General features: G+C 36.9%; 23 protein-coding genes, 2 tRNA genes, 2 rRNA genes and 1 other annotated feature. Of the genes, 6 read left to right on the top strand and 21 right to left on the bottom strand.

Features of this window, described 5'->3' with window-relative positions; translation table 11 throughout:
- Positions 1-634: 634 nt before the first annotated feature.
- Both B2C77_RS04065 and B2C77_RS04060 read right to left on the bottom strand, forming a co-directional pair.
- Positions 635-1,648, bottom strand: a complete 1,014-nt coding sequence (locus B2C77_RS04065; RefSeq protein WP_254843933.1) for a DUF3231 family protein — start codon at positions 1,646-1,648, stop codon at positions 635-637.
- 698 nt (positions 1,649-2,346) lie between these two features.
- Positions 2,347-3,381 carry a DUF418 domain-containing protein gene (locus B2C77_RS04060; protein ID WP_077702513.1) on the bottom strand — a complete coding sequence of 345 codons (1,035 nt, stop codon included), beginning with the start codon at positions 3,379-3,381 and terminating at the stop codon, positions 2,347-2,349.
- A gap of 387 nt (positions 3,382-3,768) precedes the next feature.
- On the opposite strand from B2C77_RS04060, the gene B2C77_RS21550 reads away from it, so the two are divergent.
- Positions 3,769-3,927, top strand: coding sequence for a hypothetical protein (locus B2C77_RS21550; protein ID WP_176087270.1), 159 nt, complete (start codon positions 3,769-3,771; stop codon positions 3,925-3,927).
- A gap of 246 nt (positions 3,928-4,173) precedes the next feature.
- Entirely contained in the window at positions 4,174-4,776 is a 603-nt protein-coding gene (locus B2C77_RS04050) for a site-specific integrase (protein ID WP_077702511.1), read from the top strand.
- Positions 4,777-5,435: 659 nt separating this feature from the next.
- Here B2C77_RS04050 and B2C77_RS21955 read toward each other — a convergent pair.
- The 6 genes from B2C77_RS21955 to B2C77_RS21325 all read right to left on the bottom strand — a co-directional run bounded on the left by B2C77_RS21955 (position 5,436) and on the right by B2C77_RS21325 (position 8,836).
- Positions 5,436-5,648 (bottom strand): hypothetical protein, encoded by a 213-nt coding sequence (locus B2C77_RS21955; protein ID WP_254843932.1) that lies wholly within the window; start codon positions 5,646-5,648, stop codon positions 5,436-5,438.
- Positions 5,641-6,015 carry an immunity 22 family protein gene (locus B2C77_RS04040; RefSeq protein WP_077702510.1) on the bottom strand — a complete coding sequence of 125 codons (375 nt, stop codon included), beginning with the start codon at positions 6,013-6,015 and terminating at the stop codon, positions 5,641-5,643. The genes B2C77_RS21955 and B2C77_RS04040 overlap by 8 nt, the downstream gene beginning before the upstream one ends.
- 12 nt (positions 6,016-6,027) lie before the next feature.
- Positions 6,028-7,737 carry a hypothetical protein gene (locus B2C77_RS21950; RefSeq protein ID WP_254843931.1) on the bottom strand — a complete coding sequence of 570 codons (1,710 nt, stop codon included), beginning with the start codon at positions 7,735-7,737 and terminating at the stop codon, positions 6,028-6,030.
- A 249-nt stretch (positions 7,738-7,986) separates the two neighbouring features.
- On the bottom strand, positions 7,987-8,301 hold the full coding sequence (locus B2C77_RS04030) for a YolD-like family protein (protein ID WP_077702509.1): 315 nt from the start codon (positions 8,299-8,301) through the stop codon (positions 7,987-7,989).
- A complete protein-coding gene (locus B2C77_RS04025; RefSeq protein WP_077702508.1) occupies positions 8,301-8,516 on the bottom strand; it encodes a WYL domain-containing protein in 216 nt (71 codons plus the stop codon). The genes B2C77_RS04030 and B2C77_RS04025 overlap by 1 nt, the downstream gene beginning before the upstream one ends.
- A 152-nt stretch (positions 8,517-8,668) precedes the next feature.
- Positions 8,669-8,836 carry a hypothetical protein gene (locus B2C77_RS21325; RefSeq protein WP_176087269.1) on the bottom strand — a complete coding sequence of 56 codons (168 nt, stop codon included), beginning with the start codon at positions 8,834-8,836 and terminating at the stop codon, positions 8,669-8,671.
- Positions 8,837-9,028: 192 nt separating this feature from the next.
- Between B2C77_RS21325 and B2C77_RS04020 the strand changes: the two genes are divergently transcribed.
- Complete coding sequence (locus B2C77_RS04020) at positions 9,029-9,526, top strand: tyrosine-type recombinase/integrase (protein ID WP_077702507.1); 498 nt, start codon at positions 9,029-9,031, stop codon at positions 9,524-9,526.
- 68 nt (positions 9,527-9,594) lie between these two features.
- Here the strand turns inward: B2C77_RS04020 and groL are convergent, their stop codons facing one another.
- Positions 9,595-11,232, bottom strand: a complete 1,638-nt coding sequence (gene groL, locus B2C77_RS04015) for a chaperonin GroEL (RefSeq protein ID WP_077702506.1) — start codon at positions 11,230-11,232, stop codon at positions 9,595-9,597.
- Positions 11,233-11,291: 59 nt separating this feature from the next.
- Complete coding sequence (gene groES, locus B2C77_RS04010) at positions 11,292-11,576, bottom strand: co-chaperone GroES (RefSeq protein WP_077702505.1); 285 nt, start codon at positions 11,574-11,576, stop codon at positions 11,292-11,294.
- Between the two features lie 827 nt (positions 11,577-12,403).
- Here groES and B2C77_RS04005 point away from each other — a divergent pair.
- Both B2C77_RS04005 and B2C77_RS04000 read left to right on the top strand, forming a co-directional pair.
- Positions 12,404-13,108, top strand: coding sequence for a CPBP family intramembrane glutamic endopeptidase (locus tag B2C77_RS04005; protein ID WP_077702504.1), 705 nt, complete (start codon positions 12,404-12,406; stop codon positions 13,106-13,108).
- Between the two features lie 133 nt (positions 13,109-13,241).
- Entirely contained in the window at positions 13,242-13,442 is a 201-nt protein-coding gene (locus tag B2C77_RS04000; protein ID WP_077702503.1) for a YdiK family protein, read from the top strand.
- A gap of 431 nt (positions 13,443-13,873) precedes the next feature.
- Here B2C77_RS04000 and B2C77_RS03995 read toward each other — a convergent pair whose 3' ends face one another.
- Positions 13,874-14,536, bottom strand: coding sequence for a redox-sensing transcriptional repressor Rex (locus B2C77_RS03995; protein WP_073013424.1), 663 nt, complete (start codon positions 14,534-14,536; stop codon positions 13,874-13,876).
- Between the two features lie 347 nt (positions 14,537-14,883).
- Between B2C77_RS03995 and B2C77_RS03990 the strand changes: the two genes are divergently transcribed.
- Complete coding sequence (locus B2C77_RS03990) at positions 14,884-16,812, top strand: ABC-F family ATP-binding cassette domain-containing protein (RefSeq protein WP_077702502.1); 1,929 nt, start codon at positions 14,884-14,886, stop codon at positions 16,810-16,812.
- 271 nt (positions 16,813-17,083) lie between these two features.
- Here the strand turns inward: B2C77_RS03990 and B2C77_RS03985 are convergent, their stop codons facing one another.
- From B2C77_RS03985 to B2C77_RS03940, 10 genes are all read right to left on the bottom strand, one after another.
- The gene (locus tag B2C77_RS03985; RefSeq protein WP_077702501.1) at positions 17,084-18,256 is read right to left on the bottom strand and encodes an FtsW/RodA/SpoVE family cell cycle protein; all 1,173 of its coding nucleotides are present in this window, start codon (positions 18,254-18,256) and stop codon (positions 17,084-17,086) included.
- A gap of 203 nt (positions 18,257-18,459) precedes the next feature.
- The gene (gene tsaD / locus B2C77_RS03980; RefSeq protein ID WP_077702500.1) at positions 18,460-19,470 is read right to left on the bottom strand and encodes a tRNA (adenosine(37)-N6)-threonylcarbamoyltransferase complex transferase subunit TsaD; all 1,011 of its coding nucleotides are present in this window, start codon (positions 19,468-19,470) and stop codon (positions 18,460-18,462) included.
- On the bottom strand, positions 19,463-19,918 hold the full coding sequence (rimI, locus tag B2C77_RS03975) for a ribosomal protein S18-alanine N-acetyltransferase (protein WP_077706820.1): 456 nt from the start codon (positions 19,916-19,918) through the stop codon (positions 19,463-19,465). Before rimI ends, tsaD begins: the two co-directional genes overlap by 8 nt.
- Positions 19,919-19,925: 7 nt before the next feature.
- Positions 19,926-20,621 carry a tRNA (adenosine(37)-N6)-threonylcarbamoyltransferase complex dimerization subunit type 1 TsaB gene (tsaB, locus tag B2C77_RS03970; protein ID WP_077702499.1) on the bottom strand — a complete coding sequence of 232 codons (696 nt, stop codon included), beginning with the start codon at positions 20,619-20,621 and terminating at the stop codon, positions 19,926-19,928.
- A gap of 24 nt (positions 20,622-20,645) precedes the next feature.
- Positions 20,646-21,095: a tRNA (adenosine(37)-N6)-threonylcarbamoyltransferase complex ATPase subunit type 1 TsaE gene (tsaE, locus tag B2C77_RS03965; RefSeq protein ID WP_077702498.1), complete on the bottom strand. Its 450-nt coding sequence runs from the start codon at positions 21,093-21,095 to the stop codon at positions 20,646-20,648.
- Between the two features lie 13 nt (positions 21,096-21,108).
- On the bottom strand, positions 21,109-22,098 hold the full coding sequence (thiL, locus tag B2C77_RS03960; RefSeq protein WP_254843930.1) for a thiamine-phosphate kinase: 990 nt from the start codon (positions 22,096-22,098) through the stop codon (positions 21,109-21,111).
- A 389-nt stretch (positions 22,099-22,487) separates the two neighbouring features.
- A tRNA-Asp gene (locus B2C77_RS03955) sits at positions 22,488-22,564 on the bottom strand.
- A 64-nt stretch (positions 22,565-22,628) separates the two neighbouring features.
- Positions 22,629-22,705: transfer RNA gene (locus B2C77_RS03950), tRNA-Met, on the bottom strand.
- 40 nt (positions 22,706-22,745) lie between these two features.
- Positions 22,746-22,861 (bottom strand): 5S ribosomal RNA (gene rrf / locus B2C77_RS03945).
- 103 nt (positions 22,862-22,964) lie between these two features.
- Positions 22,965-23,420: a sequence feature (23S ribosomal RNA rRNA prediction is too short), on the bottom strand.
- A 272-nt stretch (positions 23,421-23,692) separates the two neighbouring features.
- Positions 23,693-25,257 (bottom strand): 16S ribosomal RNA (locus tag B2C77_RS03940).
- Positions 25,258-25,581: the final 324 nt, after the last annotated feature.

Here is a 25,581-nt window from a genome sequence, read left to right as displayed (position 1 = left end):
TCCTTTGTACATCCTGTATATATTTTTCAACTTCATATGCTGCTTTAATTTTTGGGCTTATTATGTTACTTTCATCTACAAGACGTCTCGATATGCGCAGTTCACTAGCTAATCACCCTCTATAGCCTGATACAGCAACGATAAAGCAGTTTATGGAAGATTGTTTAGGAAGAAACGGCTTTCTATCTGCAATGGAAGCAAAAGCCAGTAAAATACTTAGTATAAGTAGACCATGGATCTCTATTCCAAAAGTAAAAAATTTTACTTATAATAGCGTGACCCTCCATTCAGCAGGAGGTTTTACCTTCACCTCCGATTGTGAATTTCTTGAAGTATGAAACTTATAGCACCTTATATTCGATAAAATATGTATCTTCATACAAAAGAAGAAATACGAAAAACAGGTTATCTTAAAAATGGACTTGCTATTGACTAAAAGGATCAAATTGTGCTCAAAAAAATCAATATTACAGTTCATGCCTTGTCCACAAAGGGTTAGGGCAGTGATACATTATGCCTCCCTTGATTAATCTTAGTTTCATCACCATTCAATAGAGTTAATTAAAAGCAACAATATGTAAAAATAACCGATTATGTCTAATAGTTTCGGCGTTTTTCTTGCTGCTCCTACACCCTATTCCTTATTCATCGCAAGTTCTTTACGATCAACTGCTTCTGGTGGTTGCTCCATCCACCCATATTTAATCATAATATTTGTACCGTCCTCTACATACAGTCCAATATCCTTTAGAAACCGAACATACATCGCCCCAAGATCACGCCTCCCATTAAGCGAAATAGCATTTGCATACGATCTTATTTTCATGGAAAACATATCTATTTTATGCCACAACATTAATTTATCCGAAAAAGGAGTATAAGTAGAAGTACTTACCAGATCGTCCAATAACGGAAGAGATGGCAAGTTATCTTTGTGTAGATGTTGTGTACTGGCCTCTATATGTTTATTGGTAAGTTCCTTTCCTCTTAAAAAGAACTTTTTAACTTTCTCCGTTTGGGATACTTGACTAAAACCAATTAATAAACATTTACTTGTCACATTATTTTCAATATTATCGTGAAGATGTGAAATCTCTAATGCATGAAGTGATCTTATATCTCCAAAAAAGCCATTTAAATATTTTTGTTTTTTTATAAAATCAACTTTGTCTGGTGTTGGAATTTGTGGAGACTTTTCATAATACCCTTTTGCGATTAATATTTTATTAACCTCATTTAATAAATTTACTGCGGAGTTAAACGTTTTAATAAAAAAATCCCTTATATCTTCTCTTGTCATTATAGGGATTGCAATCGAATAAATACTCATTCCAGCTTTACTAGTGTATTTCAAGTAATGAAGATAAAATTCATCCGAAAACAACCTAGGAGCACCTAAATTCACATCTTGATCCGTAAATCCTATAGGTATAGGAAAATTTTCTTGAATAAATATATCTTTAATTTTATTCACAAGCTTCTCACTTAAATTTAAGGCATTTTTTACAACTTTTTTGATATCTTTATCATCGATATGTTGAAGATAATAACGAAGAACGCACTTGGCCATCGTATTCCCTGTATAAGTTACCCAAAGTTTTCCCATTTCAGCAGATGTTAATCTTATATGATTGTAATTATTCTCCATTGTACAACCTCCAATAATATAATACATCAAAAAATAATATGCCCATTATTGGAAAATATATGAGAGAACAACACCTTATATTTTTAGAATCAAAAACAAAAGCACTTGCCACTTAATCAAGTACCTATAGTTTTCATGTGGTAAATAATCTAGATCCTTCGTTGTAAAGTTATTAACTGCATCCAAATTGGTTTACCTTATATAATTCATCATTAGACTAAATGTCCAATTTGCAAGCATACTCTTGAATACTCGAAATTTTAAACTGCGTCACTTATCATCTCCCCGCCATTAAAAATAATTATTAAAAAAGAGACCATGAATAATGAATGGTGTATCAATCGGAATATAAATTAAAGCTGAATATTATAAAATCTCGATGGGAAATAAAGCTATCATTCAATAAAAAAAGATGGCCTACATTATTGATTAATACACCAAAGTGCCACCTCTTTTGTCATATCAGAAGAGTTATTATAAACGATGTGGATTGAAGCGATTAAAAAGGTGAGGAGGGAAAAAACGGATCCACGGCAATACATTTCTTAGATGATATGATATGTATTAAAGCACCCTGTTTCCGCAGAGCGCTTTTTGTTTTGAATGAAGACTATTAGCCCTCATAAGTAATAAAAGGTGCGCAACTTTATATTGATTAAATACCTAGATGGTCTCTTACCTTAACTTTCTACGTTTCTTTATTTTCGTATTGAGAGCCATTTCTCATAAGTTCCGCATCGCCAAAGCCACTCTAACGGACCATACTTAAAATACCTAAGCCAAAATGCAGAAATAATGATCTGCGCTATCACTACAAGTACACACGTAATTGTTGCGGTGATATATGAAACTACTGTACCAGTTGGAATAAACATTGCAATAATAACCAATATAACAGATTGACCTATATAATTTGTAAACGCCATTCGTCCAAAGGAGTTCAATGGTGATAACAATTTCCTTGCTAAAGGCTCAAGCAAAACAAGAAAGCTAACATAAAAAACAGAGAAAAATGGTGTGAAAGTAAAAGACAAGTCCGCAAAGTCATAAAAATCACGATTTGATGATACTTGTGCTTCGGTTAATTCAACGCCATCCATATTACTTACTAACCCATCAACAGGAGCTTTTTGCCAAAGAAAAGCGACTGAAATAATAGTTGCAACAAATGAAAGAACAGCAACTATCATCCACGTTTTTCGTTTTTTAATATAAGACTCAATTACACGATATTGTCCAAACGCTAGACCTAGCATCATTAAAGGTAAAGTCATAAGCAATTTTGCTCCAAAAAAGCTCCCTGTAATAACACCTGCTATACCTAAAATTAAATTAATATGTTTTGGAAACTTATCAAAGAAAACAACAGGCAATCCTAAAATTGCATAAATCAATAAAGCTTCACCAGGGTTTATTACTTGATGTATTCCTCCTGCTATACCAAGGATTAACATACGTCGAATAAAAAGAGCATATGGTCGATCGTTCTTTTCTTTAGCCCTCGATAAAAAAATCCAAATCCCTAATCCAAACAGAAAGGAAAATATAGTGTAAAAACGTCCTTCAACAAATATATATAAGAAACGCTGAACCAAAATATCCTCCTGCGTTCCTGATAAGTTTATGTTTGAACTCCAAAATGCAAGCACATTAACAAAAGGAAGTCCAATTAAGGCAAACCCCCTAATTAAGTCAATGACATTAATTCGATCCTTCTTTATTATTGGTTTCATTATTATTTACCTCTTTCTTATAAATTTCACACATAGATTTATAATAAAAGAGAAACGCAAGATGGTATATTGATTCCCATTACAATCAACTTACAATTTTGTCATGTTTCAATAATTATTATTCATTTTAAAATGCCCGACATACAAATTCTTAATAGAAATATGATTAAAAAACAATACAACTAAACATAATAAAAAAGAGATGGCAATCAATAGTGAACAATACATCAACACATGGAAAATAAAGGTATTTTTTATTGGTTGCTGGATTTGATGGTTTCTTGCTTTCATATTTTTTAAAAATGTAAGGTTTTCTCTTCCTGTCCCTCTGTAATTTGGTACCAAATTCTTTAACATATCGGCCTTGCTTTATTCTAGATGTTGAGAATGCGTACAGTCCACGTTCCACGAACAAGTAAAAGGAAAGAAATCACACGACGAAGATTTAAAGGCAAAGCTGAAAAAGCAGCAAAACAATTAGCTAATGGATTGGATATGGGGATAGGGGTAAATGAAAATCCTATTACGTTTAACGGATTTGTATGAAAAAGAACGAGGCGCAAAACCTGGTACTATAAGGATAAGAAAACATGAGATTAACAACCTAAACAAGTACTTTCAAAATATCAGAATGGTAGATATAACTTGATATATGTATCTACAAACTTTGCATAATCTAGAAAAAAATATTGCGTACCGAACCATTGATGGCATCCATAGAACCGGAGAAATGATATTTAAAAAAGCTGTGCATTAGAAGTAATTAAAAAAGATCCAACAGAATATGAATATGTGGTCAAAAAGAAAAAGACTGTTGAGGATTTAGAGAACGAAACGGATTTACCTAAATACATGGAGAAAGAAGAACTAGCTATATTTTTAAAAACAGCATACAAACAGGGATTGCACTTAGATTATCCCATTTTCTTAACGTTAGCTTATACAGGAATACGTATTGGTGAATTATGCACACTGAAAGAATCAGATTTACAGATAAAGAACAGCACTCACTTTCTTAATATCACTAAGACTTACTATAATCCTAAAAATAACATCAAACAATATGAACTAGTGACACCCAAAACAAAGAACTCTGTGCGTAAAATTGATTTAGATGAAATGGTTATAAAAGTATTGCAAGAATTAATGGAGTTTAATGCGAAGGTCAAGGAAGAATTTGCAGATGAATACTATGATAAAGGGTATATGTTTGTAAATACAACAACTTATTTAGGCTATCCAATATATCCTAAAGTAATTGAGCAGCGTATGAAGAGGTTGCTTAAGTTAGCCAATCTAAAAAATAAAACAATTTCTCCCCACACACTTAGACATACTCACACATCTTTATTAGCAGAAGCTGGGGTATCGATTGAACGAATTATGTCACTCTGATGACAAAACAACCGTAAATGTATACCTTCATACAACAGAAGAAATACGAAAAAGAGACTCCGAAAAATTCGGGAGTCTCATGAAAAATGTGCTTAATTTTGACTAAGTGTGGTCAAAAAAATCAGTATTGCCGTTCAACCCTTGTTATATAAGGGGTGAGGGGCATGATTTACATCATGCCCCCCATAATTCAGTTGGTTATTCACAGTTTCATCACCATTCTATTAAGCTATTCAAAGTAAAGTATATGTAAAAATAGCTTATATAGTTTCAAGGTATTTCGCACTTTTATTTTTAACTGTGATATTTGTGTGAGATCTTACGGAAACCTCACATATAATATACTTAAACCTAAGCTTGCTTCTAACTTTATTTTACCCACACATCCATAATACACTCAAAAGGCAAACGTTGCCCAGCTATACTTTGTATTTATTTTGTTACCTAGATTATAAAATTAATTAAAATCCGTGATCAAAGTTTATATTGTATAAATCAACCCACTCTATTATGATTTGGAACTGATTTAAAGGTGATAAAATCTTTTATTATACGGTAAGCTGTTTCGCGATCAACATAACTACATGTAGGTACTCTCATTGGCTATCCGCCTACTAAATGTTCAACTGTTTTTATCTCAACATTTTTATTAATTGGTACTACATAATCTGGATGTTGCATAATAAAAAACTCATACGGTTCATCAAAAAGAATATTAATTTTTCCTCGCAACCATCAACCTCAAAACACGAATCACCACTACCTTGTTTCCAATAACCTTCGTCATTATTAAATATGAGGTTTTTTACAAATGTTTCAGCCGAATTTTCAAGAGGACCGCCTGTTGGCCCATACACAGTTATCTTACTCATAATTTGTAGCTGCTATAAAATCAAAAACACCAGCTGAGCTAATTTCATTGTTATATTCAAAATTATATATTAAAATTACTGCATTATATACTCCCTTTAAGTTCATACTTTTCTTGATTTTCGGAATAATAATTTCTTCATACGAACATCCCTCTAATAATGTGGAAATATCCTGACTACCATTTTTATAGACAGCTTTTTCTATAGTATCCTCATCTATTTCGTCCATATCAATATTAAAATCGATAAAGAATTGGGAAGGGACAGATTCGCCATCCTCATCATACGTTAAATCTACATACTCTTCTATAGAATCTTCATCACTAATATTCCCTAACCAAATAGAAACCCATCCTTGTTTTTCCATTACATTATCCTCCTACTTTAATCGTAGACCTTCGGGTAAAGATGAAACTCCACCTTCTAATCTATAATTAGCCCAATTATTAAGTCGTCTAACAAATGTATTGTAGTCACTAGAAGTATCTATTATAGCTAACAATTCATTATGTGCTTTAGTTGAACCTAATCCACCATGAACACCGTTCGGATTGACAAATTTAACATCGGATATAGCTGTTCTTAATTCTTTAATCTCTTCAGCACCAATATTCCAATACTTAAATTGCGGAGCCCTAGAAACTAAGTGCCATTCGTGTAAACCTCCAGGTGCTCTAAGTTGACGTTCAATTTTCTTTCTAATCTTTTTATCCTTCCAAAATTCATCTAGTTCACTAATTGTAAGGGAATTGAAAAATTTATTGAAGTTACCACTCTTTGCAGTTGGTATATCATCAACGTTTATTTTAGGTATATCTTTAACAACATTTATTCCTTTAGTCTCTACTCTTTCTTCTCTACCATTCTGTATCTTGAGCATCTGCGGCGTAGTACCCTCTGCAAAATCTTTATCTCTAAGTTTAAAGTTTGCACCGCCAGTTGAAAGTGCATAGTCTTTACCAAAAGTGAACTTCTCTGTCACTTTAGCCATTCCAGCTTTAGCTGCCTCTATCTTTTTCCGATAATAATTACCACTAAAAGGCTTACTATCCAATAACTTCGGAGCTCTTCTTGCTGCGCCTGCACCTAGTTTTGCAACGCCTAAAGCTCCTTTGACAGCCAAACTACCTGGTATTAAGGCAGGAATGGTCGCACCAGTAACGTACATAACTCCTTCACTTTCCACAGTATCTGTGAAGGCTTGGGCAGTTGATTCAACCGCACGTATAGGGTCTTGTAAGAATTGTATCGCAGCTCGTGTGTAGGCATCAACTGTTTCATCTGCACTTTCTTTTAACCAAGATGGCTCCACAGGATCGGGAACAACACCAGATGCGGCAACAACACCTGCATCCTTAACTACGGTTAGCAGTCCCGTGACCATGCCCGCAATGCTGTTGACAATTCCTTTTTCAAAATCATCGACAGCTTTATTAACACTACTGACAACGTCCATGACACCTTCAAAGAAATTTGTATATTTTCTTTTTACGTTTCCAGCTAAGTTATTGTATTCGTCATCCGCATTTTCAAATCTTTTCACTTTGGAATTATATAAATCCCATAACTCGTCCATATTACGTTCCAGCTTTTTTCTCGTTGCTTCAATGCTCGTTTGGATACGCTCCATATGGCGTCGGTTGATCTCACTTGCTTCTTTTTCCGCATCCGTTGGGTCATCAAACATGCCGAAAAATGAAGCAGGTTGCTGATAGCTTTTGTTTAATGCCTTAAACAAATTATTCGTCATGCCGCCCTCTATTTGCTTTAAATTCGCCCAAATATCATTACGATCCACACGCATCATCGTATTTCTTGAAATCGGTGAAATATATCTCGTCGTGTCCGTTACGTAATTTTCAAATAGGGATAAAAGGTCATTGATCTGTGTTTCATAATTAGCAATTTTTTCTTTCGAGCTGTTAATGTTCTGATCCCATGCTTCAACACTTTTCCCCTCATTTGTTTGCATAAAGGTACTCACTTTATCAAGTGAATCGTCCATTTTTTCTAAAGCACTTTTATATGTCCGGAGTTCTCCAATAATATCATCTAACACCCCATAATTAATTTGTAAGTCACGCTTCACAAACTATCCCCCTTCTCCCTCTCCCTCGTTATTAAGACATTTCAGTTTTCTTCCTCTATATAAATTCTAATGGCAAAATAATCCATACACCATGCGTCTTTTTTCCTTGTTTTTATATAGGTTGTTTTTACTACTTAAACATTTTTGGTCTATATTTGAGTAAATAAAAACACCATCTCTTGTAACTAATTTCATTTATAGTTACAGAAGATGGTAAAGTTAATGAGAAAACGGAAGAGATGTGCTCGTTCATTTTATCCACACATCCATAATGCACTCAAAAGGCAAATGCTGTCCAGCAATGCTTATGTATTTATTTTGTTTATTGATACTGGTTATTTTACCTTTTACCTTATAAAAATCGTGCTTATTGAAATACTTTATTTCGACAGTTAAGTCATTTACTCCAGCCATCAGTAATTTTGTGTTTATTTCCTCTTGCTGCTGTTCATCCAAAATAGGTTTTTCCTTATGTTCTTGTTCTTTCCACATTTCCTGTAGCATTTCAATATGTTCTGGCATCATGATAGATGTCCATTTTATTGTACCTCGATCATTAACCATTAAGCCCCAACCTTCTTTCTTACTTTTCCAGCGGATAAAATATTTTCCATGTTAAATGTTCGCACTTTTTTTCGGTAGTAGCAATAGGCTAAAATACTATTTTCCTTTATCTCCAATACACGTACGTAGCGCTCAGTTACTTGATTATTGCTATCCATATAGAAGATGATGATCTTTTGCTTGTTATCTAATGAGTTTTTAAATAATCCTAACATGACTACACCACCTTAGAACGTTTGTTCTCAGTATATCATAAAAAGGAACAAATGTACGTGTTATTTTATGGAATACAAATAACCACCTCCCCGTAACTCGTTTCTGGTTACAGGAGGTGGTTTGAAACATACCATTAATATAATGTTTTCAACTAATGCTTACTAGATTTATTTTTATCAAATAAGTGCACAATGAATAATACGCCAAAAACTACAATAGGCCCCACAGTTAATAAATAAAGCCAATCTTTTTCAATTTCAAATATATTAACTAAGTATAATACCAAAAACACATAAATAATTGTAGTCAATAATTTCATGATAGCAACTCCTAAAACGCAATATCTATCCATCCATTATTAGGATATTTATCCCTTTTTTCAATTTGTTTAGCAATCGCTAACGCCGCTCCTGCTGCCCAAGCTAATTTATGAGCTCCCAAAGCTTTTAATCGGCTTACGACTGTTTTCGTGAAAACTCTTTGAGCTTCTTTTTTACCTTTACTTAGACGAATGAAAAAAATAATAATGCGTGGTTACGAACTAACAACTCCCAAAACAGATGGATCCATCCGCTTAATAAGCATGGAACAATCCGTTATGGACATGCTACGAAAAGTCGTTCAAGAAAACGATAAACATAAAATGCAATATAGAACTTTAATTGAAGACTATCACGACAAAGGTTTTGTATTCGCAAGAGCAAACGGGTTTCCTATTGTTACAAAGACAATTTTAACCAGAATGAATCGTCTCATGCGAAAAACAAGTATAAAAAAGTATGCTACACCTCACATTTTTAGACATACTCATATTAGTATGCTAGCCGAAGCTGGTGTTGATATTGCTACAATCATGAAGCGCGTTGGCCATGAAGATATTGATACTACTATGCAGATTTACACACATGTTACGGATAAAATGAAAAAGGATGCAACCGAAAAGATATCTAATCTTTACGGAAACATCCTTGGAAAAACAACTTTTTTAAAAAATGTGAGGTTTTTGTGAGATTTTCTCCAAATATCACCTAACCAACACTTATAACCCTTGATGCATCAGGGGTTACGGGCGATGATTTACATCATGCCGCCCATTCCACCCATGCCGCCCATATCAGGCATTCCGCCACCAGCGCCGCCGTCTTCTTCAGGCTTGTCAGCGACTACCGCTTCTGTCGTTAAGAACATTGCAGCTACAGATGCAGCGTTTTGTAGTGCAGAGCGAGTAACTTTTGTTGGGTCAACGATACCAGCTTCAACCATATCTACCCACTCACCAGTAGCAGCGTTGTAACCAACACCTACTTTTTCACCTTTTAGACGCTCAACAATGATAGATCCTTCAAGACCAGCATTGTGTGCGATTTGACGTACTGGTTCTTCCATAGCACGGCGTACAATGTTAGCACCAGTTGCTTCGTCTCCTTCAAGGTTCAATTCAGTTACTTTGTTGTAAATATTCATGAATGCTGTACCACCACCAGCAACAATACCTTCTTGTACAGCAGCACGTGTAGAGTTTAGCGCATCTTCAATACGTAGTTTACGCTCTTTTAGTTCGGTTTCTGTTGCAGCTCCAACTTTCACTACTGCTACTCCACCAGCTAGCTTAGCTAGACGCTCTTGTAGTTTTTCTTTATCAAATTCTGAAGTTGTTTCTTCAGCTTGCGCACGGATTTGTGCAACACGCGCAGAAATTGCTTCTGGATTTCCAGAACCTTCTACGATTGTAGTGTTTTCTTTTGTAACTACTACTTTAGCAGCACGACCTAGTTGATCCATTGTAGCGCTCTTAAGATCTAGACCAAGGTCTTCTGTAATAACTTCAGCGCCCGTTAGTGTAGCAATATCTTCAAGCATTGCTTTACGACGGTCACCGAACCCAGGAGCTTTAACAGCTACTGCGTTAAATGTACCACGTAATTTGTTAACAACAAGTGTAGCTAACGCTTCGCCTTCTACATCTTCAGCGATCATCAATAAAGGTTTACCTTGCTGAACAACTTGCTCTAGTACAGGCAATACTTCTTGAATGTTACCGATTTTCTTATCTGTAATTAGAATGTATGGATCTTCTAAAACAGCTTCCATTTTGTCTTGGTCTGTTACCATGTATGGAGAAGCATATCCACGGTCAAATTGCATACCTTCTACTACTTCTAACTCTGTGTTAAAACCTTTTGATTCTTCAATGGTAATAACACCATCGTTACCAACACGTTCCATTGCTTCAGAAATAAGGTTACCTACTTCTGCATCATCAGAAGAAACTGCTGCTACTTGAGCGATAGATTCTTTGCTTTCGATTGGCTTGGAAATCGTTTTTAGTTCATTTACTGCTACTTCAACAGCCTTTTCGATTCCACGACGAACACCAACAGGGTTAGCTCCAGAAGCAACGTTTTTCAACCCTTCACGAATCATGGATTGAGCGAGTACAGTTGCTGTGGTTGTACCGTCACCAGCAACATCATTTGTTTTAGAAGCAACTTCAGATACGAGTTGTGCACCCATATTTTCAAACTGATCTTCAAGCTCAATTTCTTTTGCAATCGTAACACCATCATTCGTAATAAGCGGTGAACCGAATTTTTTATCTAATACAACGTTACGTCCTTTAGGTCCTAATGTAACTTTTACCGCATCCGCTAATGTATCTACACCACGTAGCATTGCGCGACGTGCTTCTTCACTAAACTTAATTTCTTTAGCCATCGATAAATCCTCCTTTTATTGTTCAAGTTACCTATTATTTATCTATTCTTATATCGAGATTAGCTTACTACAGCCAGGATGTCATTTTCACGAAGAATTAAGTATTCTTTGCCTTCGTATTTCACTTCCGTACCGGCAAATTTTGAAAAGATGATACGGTCTCCTTCAGCCACTTCTAAGGCAACCTTTTCATTTTTTTCTGTTACACGCCCAGAACCAACTGCAACTACTGTACCTTCCTGTGGTTTCTCCTGTGCAGAGTCAGGAAGTACGATACCGCTTGCAGTTTTTTCTTCTTGTTCAACAAGCTCGATAACAACGCGATCTCCTAGTGGTTTAATCATGTGTAGAAAGCCTCCTTAATTCTATTCTTATATTTTTATTAGCACTCGAATCAAGTGAGTGCTAATTCCAATTATTATAATAAATAATTCCGGAGAAAATTGCAAGTAGGAAAGCATAATTTTTTAGAAAAACTTGGCTTTTCGCCTAATCTGTATGGCAAAAGCTATTGTTTTCTTACAGTGTAAAATAACATACACATAAGAGAGCAAGAGAATTCATACATCATCAATCTTTCTGTTATATAGAAATTACGAATATATGATAAAATAACATGTACATTCTATGTTATCGTTACTCATTGTGATAATTCAAATATAAATACTTCAAAATACGTATTATTTCTCATGCGTTAAAATACGGTTCTAACAATAAGGTTTTCTCCATCCCTCTTGTATTTCCAAGAAAATTTGATTCATTGAAATACAGTTTTTCCTGACCTAATAAAGATATGGGGACACTTTATGAATGAATTTACATGAAGTATATCTATTCCCCCACACGTGACATAAAGGGAATATATGATACGGGCAGATCATTTATTATTGAACATGAAGCCATTTTTTACGGAGAATATCATTTTTCTCATACGAAAAACTTAAAATAATATACGTAAAGATAAAAATAGAAATGTATAGGATCATTGAGGAAAAAAAATCTTTATGGCGAAAAAGCACCGTCGTTGCTTTTACACTATAAACCAAAAAATCCTCTACGATCCTAGTATTAGAAAAACTGGGCTTACCGCCAGTTCTTTTTAGCGGAAGCCGTGGTTTTCCTTCTACTTAAACCTTTAAACTTTTAGTACAAGAAAAGGAGTCGTTGTACGTTGCCAAAAAGATATTGGTGGGTTATTATTAGCTACATTATTACACAATTTTCGGTTATATTAACTGGGAGTATCGTCTATACCGCATTTCCTGTTTCCAAATTAGAGGCATCCATTTATGGAGGGGTAATTAGTTTTCTATTAGGTCTTATTGTTGTACTACTATTAATGCGACCCGACTTGAAACAAGGATTACAACAGCGCGACGGTGCATCAATTTGGGGTATCATTACTTGGTCTATTTTAGGTACATTTATGGCTATATTTAGCCAAGGCATCGCAAATTTCATTCAGATAATGCTTCTAGGAATCGAACCCGGTTCAGAAAATACACAAGGAATAATGGCAATGGCTCGTGCTGTTCCTTTGTTTGTAATTATTCCAGTTTTGACTGCTCCTATTTTAGAAGAAATTATTTTTCGCAAAATTATATTTGGAAATCTATATAAACGAACGAATTTCTTTATTGCAGCGCTCATATCTGCGGCTCTTTTCGCGATTATTCATGGCGAACCACAACATATTTTAGTTTACGGAACAATGGGGCTTGTATTTGCTTACTTGTATGTGGAAACGAAACGAATTATCGTACCCATATTTGCTCACATGGCTATGAATGGACTAGTTGTTATTGCGCAATACAATCTTGATCCTGCAGAGATAGAAAAGCAACTAAACGAGCTACAAACCGTCCTTTTATCATAAGTTACCTTGCATACGCGCACGTCTATGCTACCATTAACTTATAGGATTTAATAAAAAACGTTACCAAATCTTTATGGTAAACGTTCTACTTACATGTAGTATGAAAAATAGGCTTTGGTTGGAGGCTTAAAATATGAAGATTTCTCCCAAAACAATGGGAATTATCTACCTTATTATGGGAGCATTTTTCACTTATGTTGCTATTTTAAGTGTAGACGAAACAATGTGGAATATAACAACAATGGTGTTAGCATTATTCGCCACACTGGAGACAGGTGTAGGCATCCGCTTAATCGCCATTCATATTCGACAAAAACGCAACAATAAAACATAAGATTCACAATTCGATACGCTCTATTAACATTTCAAACGCTTAAGAATGAAGCAATATGATTTTTAATTTTATTTGTTTATCCATTATGAGCTAGTGAGGAAGGAATTAAAGTAGATAGATATTGGAACTTTAGCTGATGACAGCTTTTTTGTACAGGGGAAGGTGAAGCCCCGACATGCACGAAGGCTCATTATGTATATCAGCACTCCCGTATCTTGTAAAGAGCTTGTTTATCTGATACTTTATCCTTTTCTATAATGTTAGAAAAACTTGGCTTGCCACCTAGTCTTATGGTGAAAAAACGCTGTCATTTTTCTTACACACTATAAACCTTGAAGCTTTTATACTTTCCTATAAGTACAAAAAATGATGTCTCCCCTTCAGGAAGCCATCATTTTTTGCGTGTTTTCCTCTTTTACACTTGAACTACCTCAATCCATGGGTACTTCCTCTTCTTCATCCTCTGTAATTAGAGGATAATGTTTTAAGAAATAAACTAATGCTTGTAACTCCACAGCTAGATCGATATGATGTACGCGGATATGCTTTGGTACAGTTATTCTTGCTGGCGTGAAATTGAGTATCCCTTCCACTCCCCTATTAACCAAATGATCAGCCATAGGTTGTGCCTCACTTCCAGGAATAGTCAATATGGCCACTTTAATATCACCCAATCTATCCTCTAATTCCTCTATATGATAAACAGGTACATCACTAACCATCGTGCCGACTTTTTCAGGGTTACTATCAAATGCCATTTTAATCGCAATATTATTATTCTTCATAAAATTATAATGTAAAAATGCAGTACCTAAATTCCCAACGCCTATTAGTGCAACCTCTGTTGTTTCATCTTGATCTAATGTTTTCCGAAAAAATTCAAGCAAATACTCCACATTATAACCGTACCCTTTTTTACCTAGAGCGCCAAAATAGGAAAAATCTCGGCGAATGGTAGCTGAATCTACTTTTACCGCATCACTTAATTCTTTAGAAGAAACACGCTTTTTCCCTTGATGATTTAAATTATTTATGAATCGATAATATAAAGGTAATCTTTTAGCAGTCGCTTGAGGTATTTTATTTTGCTCCATCATTTTATCATCCTCCACTTCAACTATTATATTTTAATTTTCTACAGCATGCTGTTACCAATTTCTTGACTTTACAGTTAAAAATTTTTCGTAACCTATTGTGTATCGCTTACATAATAAAGCGACTAAAAAAGTATCCTTTCCTCTTGATATAGATTTCGAGTTAAAACTGCATCAATACTTTTGATCCAACTTTCCTAACCTAGAATCATTCGGGGGATTTGGTTTTAATTACTAACTCTCTTTTATTTTAGCAGAAAACTGGAAATAAGTCGTGACTTAGTTCACAATTGTATTGATTGATTTTAGGAAAGTAAGATACACTAGAAGAGAGATGGGGGTATATTATGATACGAATGCAAATGAACGGTCTTTCAAAATCATTTGGTGCTGATGAAATTTTATCAAATATAAAGCTAGAAGTAAAAGACCATGATCGAATAGCTATCGTGGGAAGAAATGGCTCCGGAAAATCAACATTATTAAAAATAATGGCAGGGGAACTAAGTTATGACCAAGGTGAATTATTTATGCCTAAAGACCTTACTTTGGGTTACCTAGCTCAACATACTGCACTAGAGTCTGAAAAAACAATTTGGCAGGAGATGCTTACTGTTTTCCCTGAATTAACGAAACAAGAAAAACAACTGCGAATAATTGAAGAAAAGATGGAACAGGCAACAAGTTATACTTCTGAAGCCTATGAAAAACTATTGCATGATTATGACCGTTTACGTCACGCTTATGAACAAAATGGCGGATATACATATGAAGCGGATATAAAAGCGGTATTAACAGGGTTGAATTTTCATTTGTTTGACTATGATACACCTATTCAAACGCTAAGCGGCGGTCAAAAAACACGACTTTCATTAGGAAAGCTGCTATTAAAAAAACCACAATTACTCATTTTAGATGAACCGACCAACCATTTAGATATTGCAACGTTAAATTGGCTAGAAAGCTACATAAATAGTTATCCTGGTGCGATAGTAGTCGTTTCCCACGATCGTTACTTTCTAGATAAAACGGTATCTATTGTGTATGAAATAGCTCGCCATCAAACAAAGCGTTATGTCGGAACATATAGCAAGTATTTAGAGCAAAAAGCGCTTGATTTCGAAAGAGAGTGGAAAGAATACGAAAAGCAACAGACTGAAATCAAGAAAATGGAAGACTTTATTCAACGTAATATTGTACGAGCTTCAACTACAAAACGAGCACAAAGCAGAAGGAAACAACTAGATAAAATGGATAAAATAGACAAACCATTAGGGGATGAAGCCTCTGCTTCTTTCTCGTTTCAAGTAAGCCGCCGGAGTGGCAACGATGTGTTGAAAATAGATAATTTATTATTTCGATATCCGAATGAAGAAGAAAATTTATTCCAAAATGTACATTTGCAAATCAATCGCGGAGAAAGCGTGGCTCTAGTTGGTCCAAACGGAGTTGGGAAAACGACGCTACTAAAAATTGTGTTGGGAAAATTAAAAGCGATCCAAGGGACTGTACAGCTCGGAACAAACGTACAAATCGGCTACTATGACCAAGAACAAGCAAACTTAAACTCTTCTAAAACCGTGTTAATGGAATTATGGGATGACTATCCAACCACAAATGAAAAAGATATTCGGACTGTTCTCGGTAATTTCTTGTTTTCTGGTGAAGATGTATTAAAGCCTGTAAATGCATTAAGTGGCGGTGAGAAAGCACGCCTGGCTTTAGCAAAATTAATGATGCAACAAGCTAATTTTCTAATTCTTGATGAACCAACCAACCATTTAGATATTGATAGTAAAGAAGTACTCGAAGCTGCCTTAATAGATTTTCCTGGTACGATTTTATTCGTTTCTCATGACCGTTACTTTATTAATAAGATTGCTGATCAAGTAGTTGAAATGCAAAAGGTGAAAACAACCATTTACCTTGGCGATTACGATTATTATTTAGAAAAAAAAGCGGAGGAAGCTGAATTAAAACGATTAAACGAATCATCCAATCAAAGTGAACAAGCTCCCGCTTCAGAAAGAAAACGCCATTTTGAACGCGATAAGCAATTACAGCGCGAGCAAAGAAAGAAAAAAAGACGAATTGAAGAACTTGAAACTGAAATTGAACAGTTAGAAAACGATATAGAGCAGCTAGAAAGTCAGATGGAGTTACCAGAAATCTTTCAAGACCATGAAAAAGCATTAGAATTGTCAGAAGAAGTCAATCGCCGTAAACAAAAAGTGAACCTCTTCATGGAAGAATGGGCAGACTTACTAGAAGATTAACTTACCCACATGACTAAGTCATGTGGGTAAGTTTTATTTTATATTATATTATAAGAAAGCCATAAAGAATTAGCGATAAGCCAAGTTTTTCTAATACTATAGAAAATCCTGTTGAGTTCGAAGCACCACTTATCAGAAAAAAGTACCATCTTAGGATATATCATGGATTTCACAACTTTAAACGATTAAATAAAGTGGGAAAACTCCTACTATCAGAGGTTTCCTTTATACACATGTGGATAACCCAAACCATTTAATTTATCCACATGTTCTATTTAAATAAATAATCATTTTGAATAGAGTTTTCCACAGCTATCCGATAAATAACTCCAAAACCAAGCATAGAAGCCATTACAGAACTACCTCCATAACTTATAAAAAGTAGCGGTATTCCTGTTACCGGCATAATACCTAGCGCCATACCAATATTTTGAAAGACGTGAACAAGCAATAAACTCATAAACCCAAAACAAATATAAGCGGAAAACGGGGAGTGGCTATAAATAGATAAGCCAATCATTACTAATTTATATAAAAAGATAAAGTATAAAAAGATCACAAGTGCGCCGCCAACGAAGCCGAAACTCTCCCCGATGATGGAGAAAATAAAATCCGTTTGCGCTTCGGGAAACGACACTTCCTGACTCCCCATTCCTTTACCAAACAATTGACCAGACCCGAGTGCCATAAAAGCTTGATTAAAATGCCAATTTGCATCACTTGCTTGTTGAGATGGATCAAACCAAGTTAGTATGCGATCTATTTGATATTTTTGTCCCTCGCCGACTAGCTGCTTTGCTAAATCAGGAAATTTTACAATAAAAGCTAGCGTAGCTCCAGCAACAGAAGTGATACTCACAATTAATGTCGTTAGTATTTTCCAATGAATACCTGAAAGGATAATGATAACCCCAGCTATAAATAAATAAACCATTGACGTTCCAAAATCAGGTTGCTTCATAATTAGTGCCACAGGTACAGCTACCACGGCCAAAATTTTAATAAGCAGTTTAATATCGGATTTAATGCTTGGTTTAATAAATTTTTCTTTATGCTTTTGAATAACTGTAGCCATATAAATGATGGTCGTTATTTTTGTAAATTCGGAAGGTTGTATTGTAGCAACCCTTAAATTAAACCAACTTTTTGCTCCATTTGTATATGGTGCAATACTTTCTGGGCTAATTAGTAACACCAAGAGTACGAATACACCAAATGCATAAATGTATCCACTTGCTTTATATATTTGCTCCATATCTAAGTATTGTATAGCTGCAACGATACCAATTCCGACCGTAAACCAAACTGCTTGCTGCAGCATAAAGTTTGTGCTGTACTGTTCTAACTGTTGTGCATTATAGATCGAAAGCAAACTGACACATACAAGTAATATAAATATAGAGATTAAATCTGTTTGTATATAATAGGATTGCTTTTTTGACATTGCTTATCACCAAATTTCTGCTTTTACTCTAACATTATACACACGGAAAACCCTATCTTCATGCAGTTACTCCCAACGTTTCTCATATGTTATTCACACTATCCACAGCATTGTTTATATATATCCACAAACATATGCACAATAAAGCTATTACTAGAACACTATTCTTAACAGTTATTCACATACTTGTGGATGGTTGTGGATTACTTTAACAGCATGGACGCTCGAGCATTTAAATCTAGTCCAGACCTTCTCCCTTGCTCAAAAGCAATTGTACCAGCAGCTGCAATCATCGCAGCATTGTCTGTACATAAAGAAAGTGGCGGAATTTGTAAAGGGATTTGTAAGTTGGCAAATTCCTGCTGTAAAGAAGATCGAAGCCCTTTATTAGCCGCCACACCTCCAGCTACGATGACTTGTTTTACATGGTACTCTTTAGCTGCACGTACTGTTTTCATGGTTAATACATCTACTACACTAGCTTGAAAGCTTGCAGCAATATCTTCTGCTTTTAACGATACACCACGTTGTTTTGCTCTATGAATTGTATTTGTAACCGATGATTTTAATCCACTAAAACTGAAGTCATAACTATCTGGCTCCAACCAAGCTCTTGGAAAATCAATCGTTTCTTCTCCTCGTTTTGCTAACTTATCAATTTCGGGACCACCTGGATAAGGTAGATTTAATAGCCTTGCTACTTTATCATATGCTTCTCCCGCTGCATCATCTCTTGTTTCGCCAATGACTTCATACTCACCATGCGCTTTCATAATTACTAACTCTGTATGCCCGCCGGAGACGATCAGTCCTAATAAAGGAAATTTAAATTCATCCTGCAAGCGATTTGCATAGATATGACCTGCTATATGATGTACACCAATTAATGGCTTATGTTTACTAAAGGCCAGAGCTTTAGCTGCATTCACACCAACTAACAGTGCTCCCACTAGACCTGGTCCTTCTGTTACAGCGATCCCGTCAATTTCACTCCAACTAATAGCTGCTTGTTCCATAGCTTCTTCTAAAACATATGTAATTTGCTCTACATGATGTCGGGAAGCAATTTCTGGGACAACACCACCAAACCGCTTATGGCTTTCAATCTGTGATGAAACGACATTGGACAAGATTTTTTTGCCATTCTTGACAATTGCAACTGCCGTCTCATCACAACTTGTTTCAATACCTAATATTACTACTTCTTTACTCATTTATATTCACCCACATCACAATTGCGTCCTCCTGATTATCTGTATAATATTGCTTTCTAATGCCACCAGCTACAAGCCCAAATTTGCGATAGAGCTTTTGAGCAACAATATTAGACTTTCGCACCTCTAATGATAAACGACGCACTCCATAGATAAGTGCATATTTAAATACATGTCGGAAAAGCTGTTCACCTAATTTTCTTCCACGCTGAGATGGCAAAATAGCAATATTGGTTATTTGTGCATCATCAAAGACAATCCATATGCCTACATAACCGACAATCTCTCCATTACATTCAATAATAAAATAATGGCCATATGGATTTTCAACAAGCTCCTGTTTAAAAATTTCCTCTGACCAAGCTGTAGCAAATGATTCTTTCTCCACATACATAACAGCATCAATATCTGCTACTCGCATTTTTCTTATGTTAACTTCCTGCTTCATCACGAAGTTAACAACCTTTATTACTTTCTAACCATTTAGCCTCAGCTTCTGCTAAACGAAGGTAATTAGGACGTAGTGTATGTGTAGACCCTACTTGTTTTTCTTTAGCCGCTGCAATTAAATGCGTAGGACGAATTACATGAACCTGCTCTTCTGGGATCACTGCTCTATTCCCTACTATTGATATAATTTGTTCTTGATGAATGGATATGTCTGGACTTAAAAATAAAATTGATTTTTCCAAGCTTTTAAGTTCCTCAAGTAAATCCTGCATAGCAACATTTTCTTCTTTTCTGAAAAGTTGTAACTGATTATTTACAAAACGATAGCACCCTGCATAGGCTAACCCTCTTCTAGCATCAAAGAAAGGGGAAATAATACCATTAAAAAAACGTCCTTGATAAGCAAGCACTTCTAAGCTTGATACGCCAATAACAGGTATATTTAACGCCCACGCCATCGATTTTGCTGTAGATAATCCTATACGAACACCTGTATAAGAACCTGGCCCTTTAGCTACTACTATTTTGTCCAACTGTTCTGGTTTCATATTTACTTCCTGCATTAGTCTATCTATAGCAGGCATTAATCGAACGGAATGATTTTTAGGTAAATTTGTAACCATTTCACCTAGTATTGTATCATCTTGTTGAATGGCAACACCTAATACTTGATTCGATGTATCCATTGCAAGTATATTCATGTCAATAACTCCTCGTATGTCGAATTAACTTTTTAACTGTTCTACTACCCATTCATGGTGATAACCATGTGGGATAAAGGTAAACTTTCGTGATTTTTCGTCAATACTAGCAAGCTTTACCTCCAAATACTCTCCTGGTAAGAAAGAAGCTATAAATTGCGGCCATTCCACAACCGTTATTCCTTCTCCATGAAAATACTCATCAAAACCTATATCCTCTTCGCTATTTTCCAACCGATACACATCCATATGATAAAGAGGCAATTCACCTTCATATTCCTTAATAATTGTGAATGTCGGGCTAGATACATGTCGTTTTACTCCAAGCCCTGTAGCTAAGCCTTTTGTGAATGTAGTTTTTCCCGTACCAAGATCGCCTTCTAACGTAACAACATCTCCAGGACTCAATAACAAAGCCAACTTTTCGCCTAAATCTATGGTTGTTTCTTCTGTATTTGTTATTATTTCATACATTTAATCTGTACACCTACTTTAAGTGATTATACCCTTTTTGTAGCAATCTTTCTAATTGCTGATTTCCTTTGTTTATGTAAACATGATTATATTCGGGTTCATAAAATACCTTTCCTATTTGCGTCAGTTGTAAATTGACTCTTTTTGCAGTATCAACTAATATATCCCAATTCGTTGCAGCAACTGTACCTATTAATTCAAAGTCCTCTCCGCCAAAATACTTCCATTGATACTGCTTAGACTTAGAAAACTGATGAAAACTCTCATGGACCGGAATGGCTTCATCAAAAAGTTGCATGCTTACATCTGATGCTGTTGCTATCTCTGCAGCCTCATTAGCTATACCATCACTCACATCGTTTAACGCAACGCGAACTGTTCTAGGTATCCCAAGAGCAAAATCAACTCGAGGAACTGGTCTTCGGTGGCGTTCCGTGTAATAAGCAGCATCTTTATACTTCTTTTGATTTGTTATAATATGATAACCAGCTTGTGAATCACCTAAAGTTCCCGTAACAAAGACAATATCACCAGCTCTGGCATGATGTCTATATCGAGCTTGTGCTTTTTCAACATAGCCTATAACAGTAATTGTTAAAACGAGTTCGTTTCCAGACACTGTGTCCCCCCCAATTAAATCCATATTATAACTTCTTCCTATTGCCTTCATTCCTTGGAAAATATGCTGCACTTCTTGTGGGGACCAATGGCTGGGAAAAACAATGGAAACCAAATAAAAAGCAGGTTGAGCACCCATAGCAGCTAAATCACTAATATTTGCCACTAAAGCACGAAAACCAATATCATAAGCAGACATCGTATCTTTTCGAAAATGAACACCTTCCACAAACGTATCAACAGCAGTAACGATATCTTTTGTATTTTGCCGAAAAACGGCTGCATCATCGCCTATACCTTTTACCACAGATGACTGTCTGTAGTAATTTTGTTTAATTGTGTTTATAAATTGAAACTCATCCACTTGTCGCTCACCAAATTTCATATATAACTATATTTATGATAGCAAAAAATGCGGGAAAAAGAAAAAGGAAATACTGGTATTGTGGAGAAAAGATTTGTATTGTGATTTTGTTTTACACTACAGGAAAGTATAAAGTGATCTACAATCTGTGGGAGTTTTTTACACCCCCCAGTAATTGTTAGTACCATAAGGTATAAGCTAAAGGATTCTAAACAAAGCGGTGATTAGATGGTATTCTAGAAGTGGAAGTCTTACAGCACCTTATATCTGGAATATAAATTTTTAGTTTTATCGTAGAAACAAAACGACAGCGTTACTCACCATAGAAATCTGGTGATAAGCCAACATTTTAAAAGAAAATAAAAAACACACGATTTTATTAAAACCATGTGTGTTGAATTCTATTTATCTGGCGGTCCGGACGGGACTCGAACCCGCGACCTCCTGCGTGACAGGCAGGCATTCTAACCAACTGAACTACCGGACCAAATTTATTATGTTAATATTCTGACAGTGGAAATGTCATTTTGATTTATTTTTAGATAATAATTTGGTTGCGGGGGCAGGATTTGAACCTACGACCTTTGGGTTATGAGCCCAACGAGCTACCAGACTGCTCCACCCCGCGATATGAAATAAGTTTTTTTTACAAAATATAGATAAATTTTGCCTGGCGGCGTCCTACTCTTGCAGGGACAAAGTCCCAACTACCATCGGCGCTGGAGAGCTTAACTACTGTGTTCGGCATGGGAACAGGTGTGACCTCTCCGCCATTACTACCAGGCAAAGTTGCTATCTGTTATGTTGTGCTTCAAAGAGGCACAAATCTTATTATAATCGTTTTTGTGAAAAAATCAAGATATTTGTTGAAAAAAGTCATTTTTCNCGGTCACTAGGGAGTATTTAGCCTTGGGAGATGGTCCTCCCGGATTCCGACGGAATTCCTCGTGTTCCGCCGTACTCAGGATCCACTCCGGAGGAGATTCTTTTTCGATTACAGGGCTGTTACCTTCTTTGGCCGACCTTTCCAGATCGCTTCATCTAAAGAATCTCTTGATAACTCCAATGGAGTGTCCTACAACCCCAGAAGGCAAGCCTTCTGGTTTGGGCTAATTCCGTTTCGCTCGCCGCTACTCGGGAAATCGCGTTTGCTTTCTCTTCCTCCGGGTACTGAGATGTTTCAGTTCCCCGGGTATGCCTCTTCTACCCTATGAATTCAGATAGAAGTACTGCTCCATTACGAGCAGCGGGTTCCCCCATTCGGAAATTCCTGGATCGATGTCTACTTACGACTCCCCAGGACATATCGGTGTTAGTCCCGTCCTTCTTCGGCTCCTAGTGCCAAGGCATCCACCGTGCGCCCTTATTCACTTAACTAATCTTACATTTTTATCTATGAATAAGCATATTGCTTTTCAGTTTTTGGTTTGATGTCGTTGTTACTCTTATTTAGTTTTCAAGGTACAAGCTTCCACAGGATGTGGTGACTTCTGTGTTCGTCACAGGACGTGACGGGTTTTAACAGAAGATCCTTCTATCTCATCCTTGAGAGACAAGCATTTACTCTCTCAAAACTGAACCAAACAACCAAGTATGTTTCCTTCATAATCCTTAGAAAGGAGGTGATCCAGCCGCACCTTCCGATACGGCTACCTTGTTACGACTTCACCCCAATCATTGGTCCCACCTTCGGCGGCTGGCTCCAAAAGGTTACCTCACCGACTTCGGGTGTTACCAACTCTCGTGGTGTGACGGGCGGTGTGTACAAGACCCGGGAACGTATTCACCGCGGCATGCTGATCCGCGATTACTAGCGATTCCGGCTTCATGCAGGCGAGTTGCAGCCTGCAATCCGAACTGAGAATGGTTTTATGGGATTTGCTTGGCCTCGCGGCTTCGCTGCCCTTTGTTCCATCCATTGTAGCACGTGTGTAGCCCAGGTCATAAGGGGCATGATGATTTGACGTCATCCCCACCTTCCTCCGGTTTGTCACCGGCAGTCACCTTAGAGTGCCCAACTAAATGCTGGCAACTAAGATCAAGGGTTGCGCTCGTTGCGGGACTTAACCCAACATCTCACGACACGAGCTGACGACAACCATGCACCACCTGTCACTCTGTCCCCGAAGGGAATGCCCTATCTCTAGGGGTGTCAGAGGATGTCAAGACCTGGTAAGGTTCTTCGCGTTGCTTCGAATTAAACCACATGCTCCACCGCTTGTGCGGGTCCCCGTCAATTCTTTTGAGTTTCAGCCTTGCGGCCGTACTCCCCAGGCGGAGTGCTTAATGCGTTAACTTCAGCACTAAGGGGCGGAAACCCCCTAACACCTAGCACTCATCGTTTACGGCGTGGACTACCAGGGTATCTAATCCTGTTCGCTACCCACGCTTTCGCACCTCAGCGTCAGTTACAGACCAGAGAGTCGCCTTCGCCACTGGTGTTCCTCCACATCTCTACGCATTTCACCGCTACACGTGGAATTCCACTCTCCTCTTCTGTACTCAAGTCCTCCAGTTTCCAATGGCCCTCCACGGTTAAGCCGTGGGCTTTCACATCAGACTTAAAGGACCGCCTGCGCGCGCTTTACGCCCAATAATTCCGGACAACGCTTGCCCCCTACGTATTACCGCGGCTGCTGGCACGTAGTTAGCCGGGGCTTTCTGGTTAGGTACCGTCAAGGTGCCAACCTATTCGAATGGCACTTGTTCTTCCCTAACAACAGAGTTTTACGATCCGAAAACCTTCATCACTCACGCGGCGTTGCTCCGTCAGACTTTCGTCCATTGCGGAAGATTCCCTACTGCTGCCTCCCGTAGGAGTCTGGGCCGTGTCTCAGTCCCAGTGTGGCCGATCACCCTCTCAGGTCGGCTACGCATCGTTGCCTTGGTGAGCCTTTACCTCACCAACTAGCTAATGCGCCGCGGGCCCATCTGTAAGTGACAGCATATGCCGCCTTTTAACATTGCGTCATGCGACGCTTTGTTTCATCTGGTATTAGCCCCGGTTTCCCGGAGTTATCCCAGTCTTACAGGTAGGTTGCCCACGTGTTACTCACCCGTCCGCCGCTCGTTCCACAAGCGTCACTCCCGAAAGAGATCTGCTTGCTTCCCGCGCTCGACTTGCATGTATTAGGCACGCCGCCAGCGTTCGTCCTGAGCCAAGATCAAACTCTCCATAAAAGTTTGTGATGATGAACACCGTTCTTCATCATTCTTAGCTTCTTCTGAGATTTCTCTCAGTTTATTTCTTAAGAAAAACAGGGTTTGTTTTTCCTTGACATACTGGTTGTTTTGTTCAGTTTTCAAAGAGCAAATTTTTTTCGTTGCTTTCAACGAAGCAACTTTTATATCATATCACCTAGAGAATGAAATGTCAACACTTTTCTATTAAAAATATAATTTGTTTTAGTGGACAACATTTCTTTTATGATAAGATCATCTTGCCTTGCCAGTTTTAGAGAAAATTAGCTTCATGCTAAAGTTTTCATTTCCTTTGAACTACAA

It is taken from the genome of Virgibacillus dokdonensis (genome assembly GCF_900166595.1).
In the GTDB taxonomy this organism is placed as follows: domain Bacteria; phylum Bacillota; class Bacilli; order Bacillales; family Amphibacillaceae; genus Virgibacillus; species Virgibacillus dokdonensis.
Note: the sequence above shows the minus strand (reverse complement) of the source record. Positions and strands in the feature narration are given on the sequence as shown.

Excerpts from the sequence above, each read along its gene's own strand:
- B2C77_RS03990 (WP_077702502.1), top strand. The coding sequence starts at position 14,884 with ATGATACGAATGCAAATGAACGGTCTTTCAAAATCATTTGGTGCTGAT.
- B2C77_RS04030 (WP_077702509.1), bottom strand. The coding sequence starts at position 8,301 with ATGGTTAATGATCGAGGTACAATAAAATGGACATCTATCATGATGCCA.
- groES (WP_077702505.1), bottom strand. The coding sequence starts at position 11,576 with ATGATTAAACCACTAGGAGATCGCGTTGTTATCGAGCTTGTTGAACAA.
- B2C77_RS04000 (WP_077702503.1), top strand. The coding sequence starts at position 13,242 with ATGAAGATTTCTCCCAAAACAATGGGAATTATCTACCTTATTATGGGA.
- groL (WP_077702506.1), bottom strand. The coding sequence starts at position 11,232 with ATGGCTAAAGAAATTAAGTTTAGTGAAGAAGCACGTCGCGCAATGCTA.
- tsaE (WP_077702498.1), bottom strand. The coding sequence starts at position 21,095 with ATGTATGAAATAATAACAAATACAGAAGAAACAACCATAGATTTAGGC.
- B2C77_RS21550 (WP_176087270.1), top strand. The coding sequence starts at position 3,769 with ATGCGTACAGTCCACGTTCCACGAACAAGTAAAAGGAAAGAAATCACA.
- tsaB (WP_077702499.1), bottom strand. The coding sequence starts at position 20,621 with ATGAATATACTTGCAATGGATACATCGAATCAAGTATTAGGTGTTGCC.
- rimI (WP_077706820.1), bottom strand. The coding sequence starts at position 19,918 with ATGAAGCAGGAAGTTAACATAAGAAAAATGCGAGTAGCAGATATTGAT.
- B2C77_RS21325 (WP_176087269.1), bottom strand. The coding sequence starts at position 8,836 with ATGAAATTATTGACTACAATTATTTATGTGTTTTTGGTATTATACTTA.
- B2C77_RS04020 (WP_077702507.1), top strand. The coding sequence starts at position 9,029 with ATGAAAAAAATAATAATGCGTGGTTACGAACTAACAACTCCCAAAACA.
- B2C77_RS04065 (WP_254843933.1), bottom strand. The coding sequence starts at position 1,648 with ATGGAGAATAATTACAATCATATAAGATTAACATCTGCTGAAATGGGA.
- tsaD (WP_077702500.1), bottom strand. The coding sequence starts at position 19,470 with ATGAGTAAAGAAGTAGTAATATTAGGTATTGAAACAAGTTGTGATGAG.
- B2C77_RS04040 (WP_077702510.1), bottom strand. The coding sequence starts at position 6,015 with ATGGAAAAACAAGGATGGGTTTCTATTTGGTTAGGGAATATTAGTGAT.
- thiL (WP_254843930.1), bottom strand. The coding sequence starts at position 22,098 with ATGAAATTTGGTGAGCGACAAGTGGATGAGTTTCAATTTATAAACACA.
- B2C77_RS21955 (WP_254843932.1), bottom strand. The coding sequence starts at position 5,648 with ATGAGTAAGATAACTGTGTATGGGCCAACAGGCGGTCCTCTTGAAAAT.
- B2C77_RS04060 (WP_077702513.1), bottom strand. The coding sequence starts at position 3,381 with ATGAAACCAATAATAAAGAAGGATCGAATTAATGTCATTGACTTAATT.
- B2C77_RS03985 (WP_077702501.1), bottom strand. The coding sequence starts at position 18,256 with ATGTCAAAAAAGCAATCCTATTATATACAAACAGATTTAATCTCTATA.
- B2C77_RS04025 (WP_077702508.1), bottom strand. The coding sequence starts at position 8,516 with ATGTTAGGATTATTTAAAAACTCATTAGATAACAAGCAAAAGATCATC.
- B2C77_RS03995 (WP_073013424.1), bottom strand. The coding sequence starts at position 14,536 with ATGGAGCAAAATAAAATACCTCAAGCGACTGCTAAAAGATTACCTTTA.